Annotated in this window: 20 protein-coding genes and 1 other annotated feature; of the genes, 13 read left to right on the plus strand and 7 right to left on the minus strand. The window is 51.9% G+C overall.

Annotated features, from left to right (window positions below):
* Positions 1 to 115 precede the first annotated feature (115 nt).
* Positions 116 to 1,819 (plus strand): methyl-accepting chemotaxis protein, encoded by a 1,704-nt coding sequence (locus tag H0247_RS04525; RefSeq protein ID WP_180741468.1) that lies wholly within the window; start codon positions 116 to 118, stop codon positions 1,817 to 1,819.
* A gap of 75 nt (positions 1,820 to 1,894) precedes the next feature.
* Here the strand turns inward: H0247_RS04525 and ettA are convergent, their stop codons facing one another.
* Positions 1,895 to 3,562: an energy-dependent translational throttle protein EttA gene (ettA, locus tag H0247_RS04530; RefSeq protein ID WP_015841807.1), complete on the minus strand. Its 1,668-nt coding sequence runs from the start codon at positions 3,560 to 3,562 to the stop codon at positions 1,895 to 1,897.
* A gap of 358 nt (positions 3,563 to 3,920) precedes the next feature.
* Between ettA and sltY the strand changes: the two genes are divergently transcribed.
* Together sltY and trpR are read left to right on the plus strand one after the other, a co-directional pair.
* On the plus strand, positions 3,921 to 5,846 hold the full coding sequence (gene sltY, locus H0247_RS04535; protein ID WP_180741469.1) for a murein transglycosylase: 1,926 nt from the start codon (positions 3,921 to 3,923) through the stop codon (positions 5,844 to 5,846).
* Between the two features lie 72 nt (positions 5,847 to 5,918).
* Complete coding sequence (gene trpR / locus H0247_RS04540; protein ID WP_180741470.1) at positions 5,919 to 6,266, plus strand: trp operon repressor; 348 nt, start codon at positions 5,919 to 5,921, stop codon at positions 6,264 to 6,266.
* Between the two features lie 3 nt (positions 6,267 to 6,269).
* Here trpR and yjjX read toward each other — a convergent pair whose 3' ends face one another.
* On the minus strand, positions 6,270 to 6,809 hold the full coding sequence (gene yjjX / locus H0247_RS04545; protein WP_015841804.1) for an inosine/xanthosine triphosphatase: 540 nt from the start codon (positions 6,807 to 6,809) through the stop codon (positions 6,270 to 6,272).
* A gap of 50 nt (positions 6,810 to 6,859) precedes the next feature.
* Here yjjX and gpmB point away from each other — a divergent pair, with 50 nt between their 5' ends.
* Positions 6,860 to 7,510 carry a 2,3-diphosphoglycerate-dependent phosphoglycerate mutase GpmB gene (gene gpmB / locus H0247_RS04550; RefSeq protein WP_180741471.1) on the plus strand — a complete coding sequence of 217 codons (651 nt, stop codon included), beginning with the start codon at positions 6,860 to 6,862 and terminating at the stop codon, positions 7,508 to 7,510.
* Here the strand turns inward: gpmB and robA are convergent.
* Positions 7,499 to 8,386, minus strand: coding sequence for an MDR efflux pump AcrAB transcriptional activator RobA (gene robA, locus H0247_RS04555; protein ID WP_180741472.1), 888 nt, complete (start codon positions 8,384 to 8,386; stop codon positions 7,499 to 7,501). The two genes, gpmB and robA, sit on opposite strands and share 12 nt — an antisense overlap.
* Before the next feature lie 205 nt (positions 8,387 to 8,591).
* Between robA and creA the strand changes: the two genes are divergently transcribed.
* Positions 8,592 to 9,074: a protein CreA gene (gene creA, locus H0247_RS04560; protein ID WP_180741473.1), complete on the plus strand. Its 483-nt coding sequence runs from the start codon at positions 8,592 to 8,594 to the stop codon at positions 9,072 to 9,074.
* A 63-nt stretch (positions 9,075 to 9,137) separates the two neighbouring features.
* On the opposite strand, the gene arcA is transcribed toward creA, so the two are convergent.
* On the minus strand, positions 9,138 to 9,854 hold the full coding sequence (gene arcA, locus H0247_RS04565; protein ID WP_180741474.1) for a two-component system response regulator ArcA: 717 nt from the start codon (positions 9,852 to 9,854) through the stop codon (positions 9,138 to 9,140).
* A gap of 764 nt (positions 9,855 to 10,618) precedes the next feature.
* Between arcA and H0247_RS04570 the strand changes: the two genes are divergently transcribed.
* The 5 genes from H0247_RS04570 (at position 10,619) to thrC (ending at position 16,414) form a co-directional block, all read left to right on the plus strand.
* Positions 10,619 to 11,305: a tRNA/rRNA methyltransferase gene (locus H0247_RS04570; protein WP_180741475.1), complete on the plus strand. Its 687-nt coding sequence runs from the start codon at positions 10,619 to 10,621 to the stop codon at positions 11,303 to 11,305.
* Between the two features lie 211 nt (positions 11,306 to 11,516).
* A complete protein-coding gene (gene thrL / locus H0247_RS19985) occupies positions 11,517 to 11,585 on the plus strand; it encodes a thr operon leader peptide (RefSeq protein WP_014916714.1) in 69 nt (22 codons plus the stop codon).
* Positions 11,524 to 11,639: a sequence feature (Thr leader region), on the plus strand. Its footprint overlaps the gene before it by 62 nt.
* A 90-nt stretch (positions 11,640 to 11,729) precedes the next feature.
* The gene (thrA, locus tag H0247_RS04580) at positions 11,730 to 14,189 is read left to right on the plus strand and encodes a bifunctional aspartate kinase/homoserine dehydrogenase I (RefSeq protein ID WP_180741476.1); all 2,460 of its coding nucleotides are present in this window, start codon (positions 11,730 to 11,732) and stop codon (positions 14,187 to 14,189) included.
* A 2-nt stretch (positions 14,190 to 14,191) separates the two neighbouring features.
* The gene (gene thrB / locus H0247_RS04585) at positions 14,192 to 15,121 is read left to right on the plus strand and encodes a homoserine kinase (protein ID WP_010300501.1); all 930 of its coding nucleotides are present in this window, start codon (positions 14,192 to 14,194) and stop codon (positions 15,119 to 15,121) included.
* A gap of 3 nt (positions 15,122 to 15,124) precedes the next feature.
* Positions 15,125 to 16,414, plus strand: a complete 1,290-nt coding sequence (gene thrC / locus H0247_RS04590) for a threonine synthase (protein WP_180741477.1) — start codon at positions 15,125 to 15,127, stop codon at positions 16,412 to 16,414.
* Between the two features lie 366 nt (positions 16,415 to 16,780).
* Here the strand turns inward: thrC and yaaA are convergent, their stop codons facing one another.
* A complete protein-coding gene (yaaA, locus tag H0247_RS04595; RefSeq protein ID WP_180741478.1) occupies positions 16,781 to 17,554 on the minus strand; it encodes a peroxide stress protein YaaA in 774 nt (257 codons plus the stop codon).
* 335 nt (positions 17,555 to 17,889) lie between these two features.
* Between yaaA and tal the strand changes: the two genes are divergently transcribed.
* The gene (tal, locus tag H0247_RS04600) at positions 17,890 to 18,843 is read left to right on the plus strand and encodes a transaldolase (protein ID WP_015841794.1); all 954 of its coding nucleotides are present in this window, start codon (positions 17,890 to 17,892) and stop codon (positions 18,841 to 18,843) included.
* A gap of 77 nt (positions 18,844 to 18,920) precedes the next feature.
* Here the strand turns inward: tal and H0247_RS04605 are convergent, their stop codons facing one another.
* Positions 18,921 to 20,009: a GGDEF domain-containing protein gene (locus H0247_RS04605; RefSeq protein ID WP_180741479.1), complete on the minus strand. Its 1,089-nt coding sequence runs from the start codon at positions 20,007 to 20,009 to the stop codon at positions 18,921 to 18,923.
* A gap of 388 nt (positions 20,010 to 20,397) precedes the next feature.
* On the opposite strand from H0247_RS04605, the gene mog reads away from it, so the two are divergent.
* Together mog and H0247_RS04615 are read left to right on the plus strand one after the other, a co-directional pair.
* Positions 20,398 to 20,985, plus strand: a complete 588-nt coding sequence (gene mog / locus H0247_RS04610) for a molybdopterin adenylyltransferase (RefSeq protein ID WP_180741480.1) — start codon at positions 20,398 to 20,400, stop codon at positions 20,983 to 20,985.
* A 120-nt stretch (positions 20,986 to 21,105) separates the two neighbouring features.
* The gene (locus H0247_RS04615; protein ID WP_180741481.1) at positions 21,106 to 22,443 is read left to right on the plus strand and encodes an MFS transporter; all 1,338 of its coding nucleotides are present in this window, start codon (positions 21,106 to 21,108) and stop codon (positions 22,441 to 22,443) included.
* A gap of 141 nt (positions 22,444 to 22,584) precedes the next feature.
* On the opposite strand, the gene satP is transcribed toward H0247_RS04615, so the two are convergent.
* Positions 22,585 to 23,160 (minus strand): acetate uptake transporter, encoded by a 576-nt coding sequence (satP, locus tag H0247_RS04620; RefSeq protein WP_015841790.1) that lies wholly within the window; start codon positions 23,158 to 23,160, stop codon positions 22,585 to 22,587.
* Positions 23,161 to 23,261 lie beyond the last annotated feature (101 nt).

A 23,261-nucleotide genomic window follows, 5' to 3' on the forward strand; every position in this document is an offset into this window, starting at 1 on the left:
TTTATGAAAGGTCTACTCTGCGTGGCGTTATTGTCACAGTGATATCTGGGCTCTGCTGTGCCTGTCATGGCAGAGATAATGTATACCAGTGATGGTGAAAATGAGAATGCAACCGATGTCTATTCAAAAAGAGAAGTTGAGTTACATCAACAATATACGCCTCGTTTCGTTATTTATTACGCTTTTTTCAATTATTCTGATTCTATTTGCGCTTTCTATTGGCACAGCAAATTATTTTTTAAAGCAGAGTAATCATTCACTCGATAAGGCTAATGAGCTGTCTGATGTCCGTGCCGGAATCGGTAGTAGTCTCGATCAATTACGCGTGGCCAGATTGTTGTTTATCCAAGCAGCGGCGGCAAATCGTATTAGCGATCACGAGGTCTTTAAATCTGCTTTAGATCAGGCTATGGGTCGAGTCAGATCCTCGCAGAAGCGTCTGGATGAATACCTCGCGCGTCCAGATAAACAGGAAAGCGAAAACGCGCTGGATGAGGAAATTCTTAAGGCGTATGCCAACTACCGTGATAACGCGATTTTAGCGATGCAGACAGCAGTAAAAGAGGGTGAGTTTGAAGATACGATCACGCTGGAAAGTACGCTGGCGCGCCAGCTAGACGAAGCGTTCGGTGTTCCAGTGCGTAAGAAAGTCGCTGAACTCACAAAAGCCGCGCAGGAGATCAATCTGCGGGCAGAACAGAATGCCAAACTGGGTAACTGGATGATGGCGGGCTCCTTTGTCCTGTCTATCATTATGGCGATCATGGCCTACATCATGGTGCGCAATGTGATCCTCGCGCCAATCAACAGACTGGTTGAGCGTATCCAGAAGATCGCGGCGGGTGATTTGACGCAGCCGCCGATGGCGATGGGACGTAATGAAATCGGCATTCTGGGAACGAATATCCAGAACATGCAGGCGGAACTGACGGATACGGTGACGATCGTGCGTGAAGGGGCGGATTCGATCTATCAGGGATCGTCAGAAATTACGGCGGGTAACGTCGATCTCTCTTCGCGTACCGAGCAGCAGGCTGCCGCATTGGAGGAAACCGCCGCGAGCATGGAACAGCTAACCGCAACGGTGAAACAGAACTCTGACAACGCCCATCACGCTAGCCAATTGGCGAAGAATGCTTCTGAAAAAGCCGAGAAGGGCGGGCAAATTGTGCAAGGCGTGGTGGATACCATGCAGGATATTTCCACCAGTTCACGACGTATTTCCGAAATCACCTCTGTCATTAATAGCATTGCATTCCAGACCAACATTCTGGCACTGAACGCGGCGGTAGAAGCTGCGCGTGCGGGTGAGCAAGGGCGTGGTTTTGCGGTGGTGGCGGGTGAAGTCCGTAATTTGGCGCAGCGCAGCGCACAGGCCGCGAAAGAGATTGAAGGGCTGATTGGCGAATCAAGCCAGTTGGTGGAAACGGGGTCAGGGCTCGTGTCTCAAGCCGGCACAACCATGGGCGAGATTGTCCGCGCGGTTGTCAGTGTGACTGACATCATGGGGGAAATTGCTTCCGCTTCCGATGAACAACGTCGTGGTATTGAGCAGGTAAGCCAGGCTGTGTCTGAAATGGACAGCGCAACGCAGCAAAATGCGGCACTGGTGCAGGAAGCTTCGGCCGCCGCGGTGTCACTTGAAGAACAGGCTGCGCGTTTGACGCAGGCTGTCGCGGTATTTAAGCTAGCTGGTGTGGCTCAGAGACTAAAATCGTCATTGCCAAAAGCGGCGCCTCAAGCGCGTTTAACGCCAGCGATGGCGATTGCCGGAAGTAGTAGCAAAGGTAGCGATAATCAAAATTGGGAAACGTTCTGATTCCTAGTAGATGAAGCATGATAGAAAAAAATGGCCCGCAATGCGGGCCATTTGTTTATCACGTTCGATGGCGGCTTACTTAGCGATCTTCTTGTATTTGATGCGGTGTGGTTCCAGCGCATCGGCGCCCAGCGTACGCTTCTTGTATTCTTCGTATTCGGTAAAGTTACCTTCGAAGAATTCCACTTTACCTTCATCCTGATAATCCAGAATGTGTGTGGCGATACGGTCGAGGAACCAACGGTCATGCGAGATCACCATGGCACAGCCAGGGAATTCCAGCAGGGCGTTTTCCAGCGCGCGCAGGGTTTCGATATCCAGGTCGTTGGTCGGTTCATCGAGCAGCAGCACGTTACCGCCGACCTGCAACAGCTTCGCCAGATGCAGGCGACCGCGTTCACCACCGGACAGCTCGCCAACGCGTTTGCCCTGATCAACCCCTTTGAAGTTGAAACGGCCAACGTACGCGCGGCTTGGCATTTCGGTGTTGCCGATACGCATGATGTCCTGCCCGCCAGACACTTCTTCCCAGACGGTTTTGCTGTTGTCCATCGCGTCACGGAATTGGTCGACTGACGCCAGTTTCACTGTTTCACCCAGCTCAATCGTGCCGCTATCTGGCTGCTCCTGACCGGACATCATACGGAACAGCGTCGATTTACCGGCACCGTTCGGGCCGATGATACCGACAATCGCGCCTTTCGGTACGGAGAAAGAAAGCCCGTCGATGAGCTGACGTTCGCCGTAAGACTTGCTGAGGTTGGTGACTTCCACCACTTTATCGCCGAGGCGAGCACCTGGTGGAATAAACAGTTCGTTGGTTTCGTTACGTTTTTGGTATTCCGTGTTGTTCAGCTCTTCAAAGCGTGCCAGACGGGCTTTACCTTTGGACTGACGGCCTTTGGCGCCTTGACGCACCCATTCCAGCTCTTTCTCAATCGATTTACGGCGTGCCGCTTCCTGAGAGGCTTCCTGTGCCAGACGCTGATCTTTTTGTTCCAGCCAGGAAGAGTAGTTGCCTTCCCACGGAATACCCTCGCCACGGTCCAGCTCCAGAATCCAGCCTGCAACGTTATCGAGGAAGTAACGGTCGTGGGTAATCGCCACCACAGTGCCCTCGAAGTCGTGCAGGAAGCGCTCCAGCCAGGCGACAGATTCTGCATCCAGGTGGTTGGTTGGTTCGTCGAGCAGCAGCATGTCCGGTTTTTCCAGCAGCAGACGGCACAGCGCCACGCGGCGACGCTCCCCCCCGGACAGGTTGGCGATTTTCGCATCCCACTCTGGCAAGCGCAGCGCATCGGCAGCGCGCTCCAGTTGGTTATTCAGGTTATGACCGTCATGCGCCTGAATGATTTCTTCTAGCTTGCCTTGCTCGGCAGCCAGTTTATCGAAATCCGCATCTGGGTCGGCATACAGTGCATAGACCTCATCAAGACGCTTCAGCGCAGTCACGACTTCAGACACCGCTTCTTCTACGGATTCACGTACGGTGTGCTCCGTGTTTAGCTGCGGTTCCTGCGGCAAATAGCCGATTTTGATGCCAGGTTGTGGGCGAGCTTCGCCCTCGATGTCCGTATCAATGCCAGCCATAATACGCAACAGCGTTGATTTACCGGCTCCGTTCAGACCCAGCACGCCGATTTTGGCACCGGGGAAAAAACTGAGGGAGATGTTTTTCAGAATGTGACGCTTCGGCGGTACGACCTTACCGACGCGATGCATGGTATAAACATATTGAGCCACGTTGCGACTTCGCCTCTCTCTTATCTCTATGATTTGTCACCATAAGCGGGTGACCATGTGTAGCACGATGCTACTTAATACTACATCGCTGCTAAGGCAATTCCCCAGCAGCGGATCGATTATTCTAAGTGCATTACTTTGAGTATGGAGTGTAGCGGGTTTCAGCCCGCGATCCCAGCTATCCGGCGATTTGCCATGGCCGATCTGAGAGGTCAGCCCGCCTGATGAATTTCAGAATCGGTTTGCGGATCGACGTATCGCTGTCTGGCATGATGTGCCACACTGGATCTGCTAGGGGTATCGACACGATGAAGGATGCCGATAGCAAGTTCGATAACGGATGAGGTTAATGTAGGTGATGAAAGCGGGTCATTGGTGGTACGCCGTTGCGGCGATATGTCTGGCTGGGGTTTCCGGCCATGCGCTGGCGGATTCTCTGGACGAACAGCGTCAGCGCTATCAACAAGTTAAGCAAGCATGGGACAGCAATCAGATGGACACGGTCGCGCAACTGATGCCGACGCTGCGCAGTTACCCACTTTATCCTTATCTTGAATATCGCTCGCTCACGCAGGACCTGAGCCAGATCAGCGCGACGCAGGTGAGGCAGTTTATGGCAACGCATCCGACGCTGCCGCCCGCCCGTAATCTCAACACCAGCTTTGTGAATGAACTGGCGCGCCGTCAGGACTGGATTGGGCTGCTGGCATTTAGCCCGCAGCCACCGAAGCCGGTCAGCGCCCGCTGTAACTTTTACTATGCCCAGTGGGCCACTGGGCAGCGCCAGGGCGTGTGGGAAGCCACGCGGGATATCTGGCTGACTGGGCGTTCGCTCCCTGCCGTGTGCGATAAACTTTTCTCCGTCTGGCAGCAGGCCGGCGAACAAACGCCGCTGACGACGCTGGAACGCGCGCGTCTGGCGATGGACGAAGGCAGCAGCAGTCTGGTGAGTTACCTCATCAAACAGTTACCCGACGATTATAAAACGATGGGCGATGCGCTGCTTAAACTCCAGAACGATCCGAATGCGCTGGAGAGCTTCGCTCGTAGCGTCGGGCCAACGGATTTCACTCGGAAAGTCACGCTATCGGCCTTCACGCGCACGGCGCGTCAGGATGCCGATAATGCCCGTTCGATGCTGCCAGTGATTGTCCGTCTACAGAAAATGAGTGCCGCAGAACGTCAGGAGATGGAAGAAACGATTGCCTGGCGGTTGATGGGCAGCGATGCCACACCAGAGCAGGCACAGTGGCGGGATGGCGTGGTGCGAAAAAGTACGTCGACCACTTTGCTGGAACGCCGTGTACGGATGGCGTTGGGTGCAGGCGACCGTCAGGGGCTAACAAGCTGGATGGCGCGCTTACCGGCAGAGGCGTTACAGAAAGACGAATGGCGCTACTGGCGTGCGGTGGTGCTGTTGGATCAAGGTAAACGTCAGGAAGGCGAAACGCTATTACGCAGCCTGATGCAGGAGCGTGGGTTCTATCCGATGGCGGCAGCGCAGAAGCTCAATGAGCGCTATCCCATTACGATCATGACAGCGGTGAAACCGGATCCTTCTCTGTCCCAGCTACCGGAGGTCGCTCGCGTGCGAGAATTGATGTTCTGGCAGATGGATAATCTGGCGCGCAGCGAGTGGGTCGGGTTAGTCGCGAACCGTAGCAAACCACAGCAGGAAGCGCTGGCTCGCTATGCATTTGAACAGCGCTGGGCGGATTTGAGTGTGCAGGCAACGATTGTCGCGAAGCTGTGGGATCATCTGGAAGAACGTTTCCCGCTGGCCTGGAATGACGAATTCCGTCGTGAAACGCAGGGGAAAAGCATTAGCCAAAGCTATGCGATGGCGATCGCTCGTCAGGAGAGCGCCTGGAACCCGAAAGCGCGCTCTCCGGTTGGTGCATCAGGCTTGATGCAGTTGATGCCAGCGACGGCGCAGCATACGGCCAAAATGAGCAATATCACGTTTTATACGAACAGCAGCCAACTGTTCGATCCTGAGACCAACATTCTGTTGGGAACGAACTATCTGGAGTTCGTGTATCAGACATTTGGCCGTAACCGGATTCTGTCTTCCGCGGCTTATAATGCTGGGCCATCGCGGGTGAATAGTTGGCTGAGAAACAGCGCTGGACGCATTGATCCTGTTGCGTTTATCGAAAGCATTCCGTTCTCGGAAACACGGGGATACGTGAAAAATGTGCTGGCCTATGACGTCTTCTATCGCTATTTCCTTCAGCAGCCAAACAATGTGCTGACGGATGAGGAATGGCAGCGGCGTTATTGAGACGCGGCGTTGCGATCGTTGCTTGAAATTGTGTTATGCTGCCGTACTAGTTAAATAGTATGGCAGCCTGTTATGACTCCGTTATCGCTTATCGACCCGGCACTTTCTGAACAAGACAATGAGGATTGGTTGCGCTTTGTCGCGCTATTGCAGCAGTCTATTGCGGAAGATCTGCAATTGCCGCTGCTTCAATTACTACTGACGCCGGACGAGCGTACTGCGTTGGGAACGCGGGTGAGAATTGTGCAGGAATTGATGCGGGGTGAAATGAGCCAGCGTGAGCTGAAAAGCGAGTTAGGTGCGGGAATTGCGACGATTACGCGCGGTTCAAACAGTTTGAAAGCCGCGCCCCCCGCGTTAAAAAGTTGGCTGGAAGCGCAGTTGCTGTCGGCAGATAAACCGTTGGGTGACGACGCGTAACCGTTACGGTTTTGCGGCCTGAACGGGAATCTGATAGATCGGGTTATGGAACGGCACCAGTGCCAGCAGCAGCGCCTGATGGTACACGCTGGTACGTGACAGTTTGCCGTCGGTGAAGACGCCGATGGCACCCCCTTTGTGTTTAATATTCTGAACGCCCGTCAAACGTTCCATTTCATCGCCTAATTCCCGCCCTTCACGGATACCATGTAATATACTTTCTGGAAGAACTAGGCTGGCAGAGCGTGATTCGCCACGCAGGTGGGTGTTTTCGATCACCATCCAGGCGAACGTCATGCTTTCTTCAATACCTGCTTCGACACCGACCCAGAAATCGGCTTCTGGCCGCACCTGACGTGCCATCATGACGCGGTTTCTGGCGCCAGTACGGGTTTCGATAGAACCAAGAGGTTGACGCGGGACGCCGCTATCGACGTCAACGCCTTCGATGCGGCAATTTTCTGCACCAAAGACATCGGTGAATGCCAGAGTAATAGCCTTAATCTTTGCCGGGTTGGTAGTTGCAGCAACAACGTGATACATAACAGTTTCGTACCTTTAGTTAATTTGACGCAGTATAACGGAAAATAACCATGTTACAGGTATATCTTGTTCGCCACGGTGAAACAGAATGGAATGTGGCTCGACGTATTCAAGGTCAATCGGACAGTGCGCTGACGCCAAGAGGTGAGCAACAGGCACAGCAAGTTGCTGAACGAATCAGGACGTTAGGGATTACGCATATTTTTACCAGCGATCTCGGAAGAACGCGTCAGACGACAGAAATCATCGCTAAATCCTGTGGTAATTGCCAGATAATCCTAGAGCCTGGGTTACGTGAATTGAACATGGGCGTATTAGAAACGCGCGATCTGGATTCGCTGACCGCCGAGGAAGAAGGGTGGCGTAAAGGGCTGGTGGATGGCACGCCCGATGGCCGCATCCCGGAAGGTGAATCGATGAATGATGTCGCATTGCGTATGCACGGCGTCCTGGAACGGTGTCTGGCGTTGCCAGCAGGAAGCCGCCCTTTGCTGGTGAGCCACGGGATGGCGCTGGGCTGTCTGCTGAGTACGGTTCTGGGGCTACCCGCGTCGGCTGAGCGGCGCCTGCGCCTGCGCAACTGCTCCCTGTCGCGTATCGACTATCAGCAAAGTCCGTGGCTGGCACCGGGATGGGTGGTGGAAACGGCCGGAGATATCTCGCATCTGGATATTCCGGCATTGGATGAGTTACAGCGCTGAGAGCGGTTCTGCATGCAGGATGGGGATAAAATACTCGCAGCGAATGATTGCGGGTATTTCCCCGTCATTATCGCAATTGGGATGAAAACGTTCTACGCTGAATCCTTTACGACGCGTGAGCTGGAAGGTCGGTAGACAGGTGTCATACAGCGTGATGATGAAGTCTTGTAGCTCGTCGTTTGGCCCTTCAAAAACAAACATCGCGTAGTCGCCGCTCGGTAACGTAATGGGTTCGCCCGTGTGGACATCATCCGGCAGGTACTGTGGCTCCAGTGCGGTGGTGTAGAGGACTTCGTGCTCGTCGTCTTTCTCTTTGCTCGGCCGTGAATGGTGCAGCCCGTAAAGCACAGGGGGAATGGAGCTGGTTTCGCCTAAAAACTGACGCCAATAGTGGACGCGAATTTCCGTACGGAAGTTACAAATTTGCTCCAGGCGGCAGTTATAGGTTTGTGTTAGCCCAAGCAACTGCGTTTCTGGCAGAGTGATAAACTGCGGCTGTGGCAGGGTAAACGCACCGAGCCGGATCGGCGGACGAATGCCGAAAGTATTCCAATTATCGGAACGACGATAAGACGCCGGCGTTTGGGTAAACTGTTTTTTGAACGCGCGGGTAAACGTCTGTTGTGAATCGAAACGATATTGCAGGGCAATATCAAGGATAGGGCGACTGGTCAGACAAAGTGCAACCGCCGCTTTGGTCAATCTCCGCGCTCGGATATATGAACCAATGGCATGGCCTGTCACGTCTTTGAACATTCTTTGCAGATGCCACTTGGAATAACCCGCTTTCGCCGCCACATTATCCAGTGATAGCGGCTGGTCGAGATGGCTTTCTAGCCAGTTAAGCAAGTCACGTATGATACCGGCTTGATCCATAATCTTCCTCATCAAACACATTGGGCGCGAGCGTATTGAGATCCCGCATCATAGCAATATTTTCACTTTGGTACTGCCGAAGATTTTTGAAAATATTCCGCAGGTAATTTGGATAAGGAGGATTGCGATAGTGGTTTATTTTGTACATCCTCTTTTTAATTGTGGTTATTAATCGTTTGTTATGAATTGTCAGAGGACCTGAAATATGAACATAAAGCGCATCATGGGAGCGGGTCTGTTATTGCTATCCACCGCTGGCGCCGTCAGTGCGGAAGAGGTCGGGTCTGTCGATACCGCCTTTAAACTGTTGGGACCGGATCATAAGATCGTGGTGGAAGCGTTTGACGACCCAGATGTTTCAAACGTGACCTGCTACATTAGCCGAGCCAAAACAGGCGGAATCAAGGGCGGATTAGGGTTGGCGGAAGACACATCGGACGCCGCTATTTCCTGCCAGCAGGTTGGGCCGATTACGCTGTCCGATAAAATCAAAAACGGCGGCGATCGCGGATCTGTGGTGTTCCAGAAAAGAACCTCGCTGGTTTTTAAGAAATTGCAGGTTATTCGATTTTACGATCAAAAGCGCAATTCGCTGATCTATCTCGCTTACTCCGATCGCTTAGTCGATGGTTCGCCGAAAAATGCGTTAAGCGCGGTGCCGGTTATGCCGTGGGCAAAGAGTGAATAACGTGCGGTAATGCGGTAAGAAGGGAAAACAGCCGGAACAGATGTCTGTTCCGGCTGAGAGGAATTAATTTTCCAGGTCGCCGCAGAAGCGGTAGCCTTCGCCGTGGATCGTCGCGATGATTTCCGGCGTATCGGCTGTAGATTCAAAGTGCTTGCGGATACGGCGAATGGTGACGTCAACGGTACGGTCGTGTGGCTTAAGCTCACGGCCGGTCATTTTCTTCAGCAGTTCCGCGCGAGACTGAATCTTGCCTGGGTTTTCGCAGAAGTGCAGCATGGCGCGGAATTCACTGCGCGGCAGCTTGTATTGTTCGCCAGCTGGGCTAATCAGAGAACGACTATTGATGTCCAGTTCCCAGCCGTTGAAGCGGTAGCTTTCCACCAGACGGCGCTCTTCAGTGCTGCTGCTCAGGTTCATGGTACGTGACAGTAGGTTACGCGCGCGGATCGTCAATTCACGTGGGTTGAATGGTTTGGTGATGTAGTCATCCGCACCGATTTCTAGACCGAGGATCTTATCGACTTCATTGTCGCGGCCAGTGAGGAACATTAAAGCAACGGTGGCTTGCTCGCGCAGTTCACGTGCCAGCAACAGGCCGTTCTTTCCTGGCAGGTTGATGTCCATGATCACCAGATTGATGTCATTCTCGGACAAAATGTGGTGCATTTCTGCGCCATCAGTGGCTTCGTGAACAACGTATCCTTCCGCCTCAAAAATGCTTTTGAGGGTATTACGAGTTACTAGCTCGTCTTCAACAATAAGAATGTGCGGCGTCTGCATATTTGCTACCTAAAATTGCCAACTTAAATTATAGAAATCGGAAGTACAGAAGTCGCTGTCATACCCTGCTGGCCCGCTGGCTACAACGCCAGTTATTCTGGGTATTTCCCTGGAGCTTATCGAGGTAAACTACGCTCTCGCTCAACATCAGACTCAAGTACGTAAAGGCGTTACTGGTGTTCATTCTCTACCCGCTTAGAGGTACTGCTAGCGGATGAGCGTGGCGCTAATTTAACTGCGCTCAAAGTGGCGCACAGTTTAACCTTATTAACAGCAACATAACAGTAAGCACGGATTTTGCCTGCTGATAAATCTACGGTTCTGTTGACATATATCAAATTTCATTTTAGCACGTTAACTATTTTGTGATAAACACTTATAGGATTGCCAGTTTACGTCACAATTTAGCACTTTTTATTAACGGTTTGGCATAGCAAATACCAATAATCATAATTGGGGCTATACCTACGGCAGTAGTTTTATAACTTATTGAAATAAAATAATTTACCTTATTTTTCTTAGGGTTTTCTCTTCCTGCCCATTTTTGGACTCTCCGATGTTTCCTACCGAATGCTGGGTTGATACCGGAAATTTTGTTGGCTTATTGTTAACTTTTCACTGTAACGATCAACATGCTGTGGTTATCAACGAATAGCACTTATTCATTAATCGTAATCAGTGAATAGCTAGCGATGACGCGGCTGTTTTATTTGATGGTTGGTGGAGACAGTGACAGAACGCACGTAACCCATACTGAGGAGTTTATGCAGTTTCATATTATTTTGGTTGAGCCCGCTCGGGCAGAGAATGTAGGGGCAGCAGCCCGTGCGATGAAAACAATGGGATTCAACAGCTTGCGTATTATCGGTAGCACTGCACATCAAGAGCCGGCAGCGCGTTGGGTAGCGCACGGCTCGGGGGACATTCTGGATAACGTACAGGAGTTTGCCACGCTGGCTGAAGCACTGGCGGATGTCGACTTTACGGTCGCGACCACCGCGCGCAGTCGGGCTAAATATCACTATTACTGCACGCCAACTGAACTGACTGGCATCTTGCAAGAGAAGGTGCAATGGATGACTTCTGCGGCGCTGGTGTTTGGTCGGGAAGATGTTGGCCTGACGAATGAAGAACTCGAGCTGGCGGATGTGTTGACCGGTGTGCCGATGAAAGCGGATTACCCTTCACTGAATCTGGGTCAGGCGGTGATGGTGTACTGTTACCAACTGGCTGAACTGATGGAGGTCAAACCGGAAGCGGCACAGCCTGCGGCAGTGGGACAATTGTCGGCGCTGCACGATCGTTTGGATCGGCTTTTGGTTACTTTGGCGGTTGAGGATGATGAAAAACTGCGAGACTGGCTGCATCAGCGGTTGGGACGTTTAGAGCAGCGCGATACGGCGATGCTTCATCGGTTGCTACACGATATTGAAAAAAACCTGCCGAAATAAGATAGCAGAGATGGCTTTTTTGGCAGTCGAACATCTTGAAGCATGTATTTTGGCAATGGTTCATCCGGCATATTCCCGTTTTGGCAGTGGGTTGAGCGGTAGGTATTTTTCGTTCGGCGAGAAGAAAAAAAAGAAATCCGTTGACTTCAAAGGTCGATTGGCCTAACTAATAGGGCAGATAACTCTACTTCTAATGAGATTTGATTTTAGTATGCGTACTATCAGCCTGATCACCACGATTATTACCATCACCGATACAACCAGTAACGGTGCGGGCTGACGCATATAAAGATTCCAGAAAAAGCCCGCACCGAACAGTGCGGGCTTTTTTTTTACGGCAGGTTATCCCTCAGCGCCGCCTGCAAGCGGCATACAAAAACGCTTCCGGCGTTTAGTTGGCAGAAATTCAGGAGAAAAGATAAAAATGCGAGTGTTGAAATTTGGCGGGACTTCAGTAGCAAATGCGGAGCGTTTTGCGCGCGTTGCCGACATTATCGAAAACAACGCGCGCCAGGGACAGGTGGCTACCGTATTGTCTGCGCCGGCGAAAATTACCAACCATCTGGTTGCCATGATTGAGAAAACCGTCGCCGGACAAGATATCCTGCCTCATTTGAATGACGCCGAAACCATCTTTTCTTCGCTGCTGCAAGGCCTTGCCGAGTCTCAACCCGGTTTTGATCATGCCCGCCTGAAGGCATTCGTGGATCAGGAATTTGCACAGCTGAAACACGTGCTGCATGGCATCGCGCTGTTGGGGCAGTGCCCTGACAGTGTGAACGCCGCGATTATCTGCCGAGGGGAAAAACTGTCTATTGCCATCATGGAAGCGGTCTTTCAGGCACGCGGCTATGGGGTTTCCGTTATCAATCCGGTCGAGAAGCTGCTGGCGCAGGGACACTACCTAGAATCCACCGTGGATATCACAGAATCGACTCGCCGTATCGCTGAAAGCGCTATTCCGAAGGATCATGTCATCCTGATGGCGGGCTTTACTGCCGGTAACGACAAAGGTGAACTGGTCGTGCTGGGCCGCAACGGTTCTGACTATTCCGCTGCGGTACTGGCTGCGTGTTTACGTGCCGACTGTTGTGAGATCTGGACCGATGTGGACGGCGTTTATACCTGCGATCCGCGTCAGGTGCCGGATGCCCGATTATTGAAATCGATGTCCTATCAGGAGGCGATGGAGCTGTCCTATTTCGGCGCCAAAGTCCTCCACCCCCGCACCATCGCTCCTATCGCCCAGTTCCAAATTCCCTGCCTCATCAAAAACACCGAAAACCCTCAGGCTCCTGGCACGCTCATCGGCATGGACAGCACGGATACGCAGTATCCGGTGAAAGGCATTACCAACCTGAACAACATGGCGATGATTAACGTATCCGGTCCGGGCATGAAGGGCATGGTCGGCATGGCGGCGCGCGTGTTTGCCGCGATGTCACGTGCAGGTATCTCTGTTGTTCTGATTACGCAGTCATCTTCCGAATACAGCATCAGCTTCTGCGTATCACAAAACGAGCTGGCGCGTGCCAGAAAAACGCTTGAAGACGAATTCTATCTGGAACTGAAAGAAGGCGTACTGGAGCCGCTGGATGTGATGGAACGTCTGGCGATCCTCTCTGTCGTGGGTGACGGCATGCGCACGCTGCGCGGCCTGTCTGCGCGTCTGTTCTCCGCACTGGCGACGGCGAATATCAATATCGTGGCTATCGCGCAGGGTTCCTCCGAACGTTCTATTTCCGTTGTCGTGAACAATGATGTAGCGACCACTGGCGTGCGTGTTGCGCACCAGATGCTGTTTAACACCGATCAGGTGATCGACGTGTTTGTGATCGGCGTCGGTGGGGTGGGTGGCGCACTGCTGGAGCAGATTCACCGTCAACAGCCTTGGCTGAAAGACAAGCATATCGATCTGCGCGTATGCGGGATTGCTAACTCTAAAGCTATGCTGACCAACATTAACGGCATTTCGATGGACAACTGGCGTGAAGAGTTGGCGAAAGCCCGCGAGCCGTTCAATCTGGGCCGTCTGATTCGTCTGGTGAAAGAGTACCACCTGCTAAACCCGGTTATCGTTGACTGTACGTCGAATCAGGCCGTGGCCGATCAGTATGTGGATTTCTTGGCCGACGGTTTCCACGTGGTGACGCCAAACAAGAAAGCCAACACCGGATCGATGAATTATTATCACCAACTGCGTGGCGCCGCGGCGAAATCCCGCCGTCGTTTCCTGTATGACACTAACGTCGGTGCTGGCCTGCCAGTGATTGAGAACCTGCAAAACTTGCTGAATGCGGGTGATGAACTGATTCGCTTTACCGGTATTCTCTCTGGCTCGCTGTCCTTTATTTTCGGTAAACTCGATGAAGGCATGTCGTTGTCAGCAGCGACCACACAGGCGAAAGAGAAAGGGTATACCGAACCCGATCCACGCGACGATTTGTCCGGTATGGATGTGGCGCGTAAGCTGCTGATTCTGGCGCGTGAAGCGGGTTATCAGTTGGAACTGGGCGATATTGAAGTGGAATCTGTTCTGCCTGCTAGCTTCGATGCCTCCGGCGATGTCTCCAGCTTCATGCAGCGCCTGCCGTCGGTAGACGATGAGTTTGCCAGCCGTGTTGCACAAGCGCGCGATGAAGGTAAAGTGTTGCGTTATGTCGGCGTCATTGAAGAAGGTCGCTGCAAGGTTAAGATCAGTGCCGTTGGCGGCAACGATCCGCTGTTTAAAGTCAAAGATGGCGAGAATGCGCTGGCATTCTACAGCCGTTATTATCAGCCATTGCCGCTCGTGTTACGCGGTTATGGCGCGGGTAACGATGTTACCGCTGCTGGTGTGTTCGCCGATCTGCTGCGCACCTTGTCATGGAAGTTGGGAGCATAATTATGGTTAAGGTGTATGCACCTGCATCAATCGGTAACGTCAGCGTTGGGTTTGATGTACTGGGTGCGGCCGTTTCACCCGTAGACGGTTCATTGCTGGGCGATTGCGTCTCTGTCGAGGCGGCCGATCTGTTCAGCCTGCGTAATGAAGGGCGTTTTGTTAGCAAGCTGCCGGACAACCCGAAAGAAAACATTGTGTATCAATGTTGGGAACTGTTCTGTCAGGAAATTGGCAAAACCGTGCCGGTGGCGATGACGCTCGAAAAGAACATGCCGATTGGTTCGGGGCTCGGTTCCAGCGCTTGTTCTGTCGTTGCTGGGCTGATGGCGATGAACGAATTTTGCGGCAAGCCGCTGGATGATACCCGTCTGCTGACGCTGATGGGCGAGCTGGAAGGGCGCATTTCCGGTAGCGTTCACTACGATAATGTGGCGCCGTGCTTCCTCGGCGGCGTCCAACTGATGCTGGAAGAGAACGGCATTATCAGCCAACCTGTGCCATCTTTCGATGACTGGCTGTGGGTCATGGCGTATCCGGGAATTAAAGTCTCGACTGCCGAAGCGCGCGCGATTCTGCCTGCGCAATATCGTCGTCAGGATTGCATCAGCCACGGCCGCTATCTGGCTGGTTTTATCCACGCCTGCCATACCGGACAGGCCGCGCTGGCGGCGAAACTGATGAAGGATGTCATCGCGGAACCTTATCGGACGAAACTGTTGCCCGGCTTTGCGGCCGCTCGCCAGGCTGCGGAAGATATCGGGGCGCTGGCCTGCGGTATTTCCGGCTCTGGCCCGACGCTGTTCTCCGTTTGCAACGACATGGCGAGCGCACAGCGTCTGGCCGACTGGCTGCGGGATAACTATTTGCAGAACGATGAAGGTTTTGTTCATATTTGCCGTCTTGATACGACTGGCGCACGACAACTGGGATAACGCATGAAACTGTACAACCTTAAAGATCATAACGAGCAGGTCAGCTTTGCTCAGGCTATCAAGCAAGGGCTGGGTAGCCAGCAAGGGCTGTTCTTCCCGCTGGATCTGCCGGAATTTGAGCGCACCGAAATCGACGCGCTGCTGGATCTGGATTTCGTTACCCGCAGCAGCCGTATTCTGTCTGCATATATCGGCGATGAAATTGCGGCTGAAACCGTATTCGAGCGCGTAAAAGCGGCCTTTGCGTTCCCGGCACCGGTTGCACCGGTAGCGGAAGATATCGCCGCACTGGAACTGTTCCACGGTCCGACTCTGGCCTTTAAAGACTTCGGCGGCCGCTTTATGGCGCAAATGCTGACGGAAGTATCTGGCGACGAGAAAATAACCATTCTGACGGCGACCTCTGGCGACACCGGTGCTGCCGTGGCGCATGCTTTCTATGGTCTGGAAAATGTTCGTGTGGTGATTTTGTATCCGCAGGGCAAAATCAGTCCGTTGCAGGAAAAACTGTTCTGTACGCTGGGCGGCAACATTCACACCATCGCTATCGACAGCGATTTCGATGCCTGTCAGGCGTTGGTGAAAAAGGCGTTTGATGATGAAGAACTGAAAAAGGCAATTGGCCTGAACTCGGCAAACTCCATTAACATTAGCCGTCTGCTGGCGCAGATTTGCTACTACTTTGAAGCCGTTGCACAACTGCCGCAGGAAGCGCGTAACCAGCTAGTGGTTTCTGTACCAAGCGGTAACTTCGGCGATCTGACGGCCGGTCTGCTGGCGAAATCGCTGGGTCTGCCGATTAAGCGCTTCATCGCAGCGACCAACGCCAATGACACCGTGCCGCGTTTCCTAAGCAGCGGAAATTGGGAACCGAATAAAACAGTGGCAACGTTATCTAACGCGATGGATGTGAGCCAGCCGAACAACTGGCCGCGTGTGGAAGAGTTGTTCCGTCGCAAAAACTGGCAGTTGAAAACGCTGGGCTTTGGCGCGGTGAGCGATGAGACGACGAAAGAAACCATGCATGAGCTGGATGCGTTAGGCTATGTCTCTGAGCCACATGCGGCAATTGCTTATCGTTTGCTGCGCGATCAACTCCAAGCGGGTGAGTTCGGCCTGTTCCTGGGTACGGCGCACCCAGCGAAATTCAAGGAAAGTGTAGAAGACATTCTTGGCAAAGAACTGGATCTGCCGGAAGCGCTGGCTGAGCGTGCCGATCTGGATCTGCTGTCGCACAACTTCCCGGATGATTTCGCGAAGCTGCGTGAGTTCCTGATGTCACTGCCGGAATAAGGCTTTTTGCAAGGACTGTCTCTTAGTTACGCTATTTTTGTGGGCTAAGAGATGGTTTCGTGCGCGATGATATTGTCATTTTCATGCTACTCAGTAGCACGCGCCCGACGCAGGGCGCTCAATCGCCGCCGCCCTGCGAACCCAGGCTGTCGGCGTTAATTATGCCGCTAGCGCGGTGCCTTCGTCGATATCTGGCTGAACGGAACGCTTGCGACACGTTCCCGACGTGGCGCAAGCTCTCGCCGCATCCTTGCGGCTCATCCTAAGCCCGCTATCTCCTCAGCATAATTTTTTACGCCGGATAACGGAAAAATCCGCGATACCTTCCTGTTCTCGTAGATAAGCGGAGGTTGTGGGTAAAGTAAATTACTGCTCGTGACGCTTGAACACTAACTCGTTGGCGGAGGATTCCGCTTCCTCGAAGAAATAACCTTCCGAGTCAAAGTCTGCTAACTGTTCCGGCTGCGTCAGGCGGTTTTGAATAATGAAACGGCTCATCAGACCGCGCGCTTTCTTGGCGTAGAAGCTGATTACCTTGAACTTACCGTTTTTCTCATCCAGGAAAACGGGCTTGATCAGACGAGCATTGAGCTTTTTCGGTTTAACGGCTTTGAAATATTCATCCGATGCCAGATTAACCAGCACATCGTCGCCTTGATCGCGCAGCGCCTGATTCAGTTTTTCTGTAATGGTGTCGCCCCAGAAACTGTAGAGATCTTTACCGGCTTTATTTTCCAGCTTGGTACCCATTTCCAGCCGATACGGCCGCATCAAATCCAGCGGACGCAACACGCCGTACAGACCAGATAGCATACGCAGATGCTGCTGGGCGAAATCGAAATCATCCTCGCTGAAATCTTCAGCGGCTAATCCAGTATAGACGTCGCCCTTAAACGCCAGCAGCGCCTGACGCGCGTTCTCAGGCGTGAAATCTGGGTGCCACTCACTAAAGCGACCTGCATTCAGATCCGCCAGTTTATCGCTGATGCTCATCAGAGAAGCGATCTGTGCCGGCGTCAGTTTTTTACACACATCAATCAACTGGCTGGAATAGTCCAGAAGTTCCGGCTGGGTATAACGCGTCGTTGCCAAAGGACTGGTGTAGTCGAGCGTTTTTGCGGGTGAAAGAGTAATAAGCATGCGCCATGTCCTGTCGGTCTGGTTTCTGATGGTCCTACTATAGCAAGAACGTAGTAAGAAAACGGCGATAGCTACAATACGCCAATAGGTACAATACCCAATAGCTACAATATGCCTTGCCTTTGACGTTCTAGCGTCTTTGGAAAAGGGGAACGCTAGTATGCGACCCGCATGGCAGAGGGACGTAGGAAAAGGCTGGCTTGCGTGGGAAAACGCGCGTGTTATTATCAGATTTCGGCGCAAAACAGACGGCCACCCGATTAGATAATAAGTCGATTCATATACGAGCTATTTTCATTCACGAGCACCACGTATAAACAACGAGACATGCCAACATGACGGATAAACTGACTTCCCTACGCCAATTGACCACGGTTGTAGCTGATACTGGCGATATTGCGGCAATGAAACTGTACCAACCGCAAGATGCGACCACCAACCCTTCGCTGATTCTGAACGCGGCGCAAATTCCTGAATACCGCAAGCTGATCGATGAGGCGATTGCCTGGGCACGCGAGCAGAGCAGCGATCGCAAACAGCAGGTTGTCGATGCTACGGACAAACTGGCGGTTAACATCGGTCTCGAAATTTTAAAATTGATCCCAGGCCGCATCTCCACGGAAGTGGATGCACGTTTGTCTTATGACACCGAAGCGAGTGTGGCGAAGGCAAAACACCTGATCAAACTGTACAACGATGCAGGCATCAGCAACGAGCGTATCCTGATTAAACTGGCTTCAACCTGGCAGGGCATCCGTGCGGCGGAGCAACTGGAAAAAGAAGGCATCAACTGTAACCTGACGCTGCTGTTCTCCTTTGCACAGGCGCGTGCCTGTGCTGAAGCGGGCGTGTTCCTGATTTCACCATTCGTTGGCCGTATTCTTGACTGGTACAAAGCTAATGGCGATAAGAAAGAATTCGCGCCGCACGAAGATCCAGGTGTGGTTTCCGTTAGCGAAATCTACGATTACTACAAAGAGCACGGCTATGAAACCGTCGTGATGGGCGCGAGCTTCCGTAACGTGGGTGAGATTCTGGAACTGGCCGGGTGTGACCGTCTGACGATTGCACCAGCGCTGTTGAAAGAGCTGTCAGAAAGCGAAGGCGAAGTGGTGCGCAAACTGTCTTATGCTGGTGAAGTGAAAGTTCGTCCGGCGAAAATGACGGAAGCGGAATTCTACTGGCAGCACAACCAAGACCCAATGGCGATCGATAAACTGGCCGACGGGATCCGTAAATTTGCTATCGACCAGGAAAAACTGGAAAAGATGATTGCAGATTTACTGTAAACATTCTGTCACATGAAAATAGCCGGGATTCCCGGCTATTTTTTTGTCTGCGCGCTGGTATTTTTGAAGGGAAAAGTCTATTTCGCCGTCGCATTACGGGTTTTCTTCGCGATATAAAGATTATCATCTGCCCGCTTCATCACCTCGCTGAGGTCTTCTCCAGCGATATGGTATTCAACCAGCCCAATACTGACCGTCAGCCTGATCTTTCCCGCGGCGGTTTCACAGGGTGTTTCGCTAATACGCGCTCTTGCTTTATCCACGATGGCGTACGCATCGTCTAATCCGGTATTCGGCAACACAATGGCAAATTCATCGCCGCCAATACGGCCAAAAATATCTTCGCGGCGAAATGATTTTTTGAACGTGTCGGCAACAAATTTCAGCGCTTCATCTCCGACGCTGTGACCGAAGCTGTCATTCACCTGCTTAAAGTAGTCGATGTCGATCAGCATGACGTTGACAGGACGCTTGGTCAGATTGGCGATACTAAGAGCTTTATTGGCGGCAAGAAAGAATGCATCTCGCCGTAAATAACCGGTGAGGTCGTCATAACGTGCGATGATCGGCAATTCAACCAAATATTTTTTCGTCAGTAGGGACATCATGCTGCCTAAAATAGCGAAGAGCAGTACGCTACCCACAATAATGAAAAGTGAAGACAGCGAAGAAAACGTTTGGACAACGGATGGCTGCGGTTTTTCCCATGTTGTTCTTATCCAAATGCCAAGTAGTTCATCTCTTGATGACAGAATAGGAAAGATAAGAGTCAATGTATCTTTACCCGCGTAGGTACCAATCGAGGGTAATTTATTCTGGCAAGTTCGGATAACCGCCATATCGTTGAAAGTCAGATCGGAAGAGGAAAGTTTGTTGATACATTCAATGCGTGAATCTTTGGTGTTAAAAGAAAATGTTCGGGTTCGTGATACCAGATACATACCAGATTGACGCGTCATATCGCCTTCTGTGACGTCATTACCGTTAGCGTAAGAGCCATAGGTTCTGAGTGCAGAATCAAGATTTATCCGTTCTGTTTTCCATGTTGATTTGTTAGCTTCATGCACCATAATAATGGTGCAGATAAAGGAAATCGCCCCAAATAGGAAAAAGGCATACATCGGGTGGGCAAAAAGTTTAAGTATCTTATACTTAAGATCGTTCATGGCGACTTCCTTGATAGGGCTTTTTTACTTATTGTGATACGAAAGAAGTGCTTTAATTTTATCATATTATTTGATTTAACGTGATGTTCTGTCGTGGTAGATACCACCCTCTTCTCCTTAATCTATCGGCCTATTTCATCCACTCTTAATGGGTAAGCGATCTTTTTATGCGTCTGCTATTCTTAAATTTTAATTGCGAAACGGTATTATTAATTTAGTTCATTTCTTCCTCTTTTTTGAGACGCTATTTAGTAGCGATTATCAAATACTGTGTTGCGCTCAGTGTGAAACAACGGACGCAGTGTGAATGTCCTCATAAAAGCTAATTGCTTGCTAAAAGCGTTCAATATCCTGATAAAATTGGTGTTTTATTTAGACTGAGGTGCTCATGAACGTATTGCGTATTGGTTTGGTCTCCGTATCTGACCGCGCTTCCAACGGGGTTTATCAGGATAAAGGCATCCCTGAACTGGAATCCTGGCTCCGTAGCGCCCTGACCACGCCTTTTGCAGTGGAAACCCGGCTGGTGCCTGATGAACAGCCGATGATTGAACAAACTCTGTGTGAATTGGTTGATGAACGCGGCTGTCATCTGGTGCTGACGACCGGAGGAACAGGGCCTGCTCGTCGTGATGTCACACCGGATGCCACGTTGGCCGTTGCCGATCGAGAAATGCCGGGGTTTGGCGAGCAAATGCGGCAGATCAGCCTGCGCTTTGTTCCTACCGCGATTCTCTCTCGCCAGGTGGGTGTGCTGCGTAAACAGGCACTGATTCTCAATCTGCCAGGGCAACCTAAGTCGATTAAGGAAACACTGGAAGGTTTAAAAGACGCTGATGGCAAGGTGATTGTGGCCGGTATTTTTGCCAGCGTACCGTATTGTATCCAACTGCTGGAAGGCCCTTACATCGAGACCAATCCCGATGTAGTAGCAGCTTTTCGCCCTAAAAATGCCGTGCGCGAAATAAAAGACTGAAATTAGGCGATTTGAAACATAAGATTCAGCTTTGCTGGTGTATAAAAATTTTGCCGATATAGTAATTTCTACTTTACACACTGTGGTGGATTTTTTCACTCTGGCAATGCACGGTATCTTATGACTCAGGATCAACACGCCAATCCTCGCCGGTTGAACCGGCAGGACTATAAAACGCTGTCTCTGGCTGCGCTGGGTGGCGCGTTAGAGTTTTATGATTTTATTATTTTCGTCTTCTTTGCTGCCGTGATTGGCGATCTCTTCTTCCCGCCGGATATTCCTGAATGGCTGCGGCAGGTACAGACGTTCGGTATTTTCGCCGCAGGCTATCTGGCCCGTCCGCTTGGGGGCATCATCATGGCCCACTTTGGTGATAAAAGCGGACGTAAGAGAATGTTCAGCCTCAGTATATTGCTGATGGCGCTACCGACGCTGGCAATGGGCCTGCTGCCGACCTATGAAGCTATTGGTATTGCTGCGCCGCTGCTGCTGCTGTTGATGCGTGTGTTGCAAGGGGCTGCAATCGGTGGAGAAGTCCCCGGTGCGTGGGTTTTTGTTTCGGAGCATGTGCCTCGCGCCCGCATCGGATTTGCCTGCGGCACGCTGACTGCTGGGTTGACGATGGGGATTCTGCTGGGCTCGTTGATTGCAACGCTGCTGAATACGATGCTCACGCCGGAGCAGATGTCGGGCGGCGGCTGGCGGCTGCCGTTCTTCATCGGTGGGGGCTTCGGCCTTGTTGCCATGTATCTGCGCCGCTGGTTGCAGGAAACGCCTATTTTTATGGAAATGCAGGCACAGAAAAAGCTGGCGGAAGAGCTGCCGCTGAAATCTGTTGTCTTAAACCATAAACGTGCGGTTGTGGTTTCTATGCTACTGACTTGGCTGCTGTCTGCGTGCATCGTCGTGGTTATTCTGATGGCACCGACTTACCTGCAAAAAGTCCACGGGATTCCTGCCGCGCTGGCGTTGCAGGCAAACTGTTTGGCAACGATTACATTAATGGTGGGCTGCGTCGGTGCGGGGCGGCTGGTTGACCGCGTTGGCGCCAGCAAGCTTTTCATGGTGGGTAGCCTGTTGCTGGCCGCCTGTAGCTGGTTCTTCTACAGCTCGGCAGCAAATAGTACGACGCTGCTTTTTGTCAGCTATGCGATTGTAGGGCTCAGCGTTGGCGTGGTGGGCGGTGTGCCGTATGTTATGGTGCGGGCGTTTCCGGCTGCGGTGCGGTTCTCAGGGATTTCTTTTTCCTACAACGTTTCCTATGCCATTTTCGGCGGACTTACGCCTGTCTTTGTCACGCTGATTATGAAGGCAACGCCGCTGGCACCGGCATTTTATGTGCTGACGCTAGCCGCAGTAGGATTGCTGCTGGGGATATATTTGCAGCGCGATCTGGATGCCGACTCGCATGCTGTGGCCGATAACGACGCGCGGGATCGTTCGCCTGTTGAGGTTTAAGCGCGTTGTCTCGTTCTTAAAACGTACCGTCATTAAAAACGCGTCATCATCAAAAACAAACGAGCCCTGTCAGGTGACAGAGCTCGTTAGCATTTAACGCGGTGAGTGCTTACCGCATCAGAAATTATCTTACATCAGCACTTAGTGGGACGCGCCACATGAACCGATTGGCAGGACGCTACGGCCAAACTTCTCGTTCAGAACCTCAGCCATGGCCAGATAAATTGCGCTTGCGCCACAGATGATACCTTCGTAACCCGCGAAGGTCAGCAGCGCGTGGTTGCCGGTAAAGTTACCCACGGCCAGCAGAGCAAACAATACGGTCAGGCTACCGAAGACAAATTGCAGTGCGCGGTTGGTGCCGAATGTACCGAAGAACATAAACAGCGTGAAGATGCCCCACAGGCCAAGGAACACGCCAAGGAACTGAGCATCGCTGGCTTCCGCCAGACCCATTTTTGGCAGCATGAGAATGGCAACCAGCGTCAGCCAGAATGCGCCATAAGACGTAAATGCGGTCACGCCAAACGTATTCCCTTTTTTATATTCCAGCAGGCCAGCCAGAATCTGGGCAATACCACCGTAGAAAATACCCATGCTGAGAATGATGGAAGAAAGTGGGAAAAAGCCTGCGTTGTGCAGGTTCAACAGAATAGTGGTCATCCCGAAGCCCATCAGTCCTAATGGACCAGGATTTGCCAACGTGTTCGTGCTCATAAATCCTCTGCAATAACAGATTATTAATAGTCCCTTCGCGTCGGGCGCAGCATTAAGGTTAGCGAATGCGCCAATCACGTTGGGATAGGTGTCGTTTAGGT

Origin of the sequence: Pectobacterium sp. CFBP8739, assembly GCF_013449375.1 — a bacterium.
Lineage (GTDB): Bacteria > Pseudomonadota > Gammaproteobacteria > Enterobacterales > Enterobacteriaceae > Pectobacterium.

Coding starts and splice junctions, on each gene's coding strand:
- H0247_RS04615 (WP_180741481.1), top strand. CDS start 21,106: ATGACTCAGGATCAACACGCCAATCCTCGCCGGTTGAACCGGCAGGAC.
- thrA (WP_180741476.1), top strand. CDS start 11,730: ATGCGAGTGTTGAAATTTGGCGGGACTTCAGTAGCAAATGCGGAGCGT.
- thrC (WP_180741477.1), top strand. CDS start 15,125: ATGAAACTGTACAACCTTAAAGATCATAACGAGCAGGTCAGCTTTGCT.
- trpR (WP_180741470.1), top strand. CDS start 5,919: ATGACTCCGTTATCGCTTATCGACCCGGCACTTTCTGAACAAGACAAT.
- mog (WP_180741480.1), top strand. CDS start 20,398: ATGAACGTATTGCGTATTGGTTTGGTCTCCGTATCTGACCGCGCTTCC.
- yaaA (WP_180741478.1), bottom strand. CDS start 17,554: ATGCTTATTACTCTTTCACCCGCAAAAACGCTCGACTACACCAGTCCT.
- H0247_RS04605 (WP_180741479.1), bottom strand. CDS start 20,009: ATGAACGATCTTAAGTATAAGATACTTAAACTTTTTGCCCACCCGATG.
- yjjX (WP_015841804.1), bottom strand. CDS start 6,809: ATGTATCACGTTGTTGCTGCAACTACCAACCCGGCAAAGATTAAGGCT.
- H0247_RS04525 (WP_180741468.1), top strand. CDS start 116: ATGTCTATTCAAAAAGAGAAGTTGAGTTACATCAACAATATACGCCTC.
- satP (WP_015841790.1), bottom strand. CDS start 23,160: ATGAGCACGAACACGTTGGCAAATCCTGGTCCATTAGGACTGATGGGC.
- robA (WP_180741472.1), bottom strand. CDS start 8,386: ATGGATCAAGCCGGTATCATACGTGACTTGCTTAACTGGCTAGAAAGC.
- sltY (WP_180741469.1), top strand. CDS start 3,921: ATGAAAGCGGGTCATTGGTGGTACGCCGTTGCGGCGATATGTCTGGCT.
- gpmB (WP_180741471.1), top strand. CDS start 6,860: ATGTTACAGGTATATCTTGTTCGCCACGGTGAAACAGAATGGAATGTG.
- arcA (WP_180741474.1), bottom strand. CDS start 9,854: ATGCAGACGCCGCACATTCTTATTGTTGAAGACGAGCTAGTAACTCGT.
- creA (WP_180741473.1), top strand. CDS start 8,592: ATGAACATAAAGCGCATCATGGGAGCGGGTCTGTTATTGCTATCCACC.
- H0247_RS04570 (WP_180741475.1), top strand. CDS start 10,619: ATGCAGTTTCATATTATTTTGGTTGAGCCCGCTCGGGCAGAGAATGTA.
- tal (WP_015841794.1), top strand. CDS start 17,890: ATGACGGATAAACTGACTTCCCTACGCCAATTGACCACGGTTGTAGCT.
- thrB (WP_010300501.1), top strand. CDS start 14,192: ATGGTTAAGGTGTATGCACCTGCATCAATCGGTAACGTCAGCGTTGGG.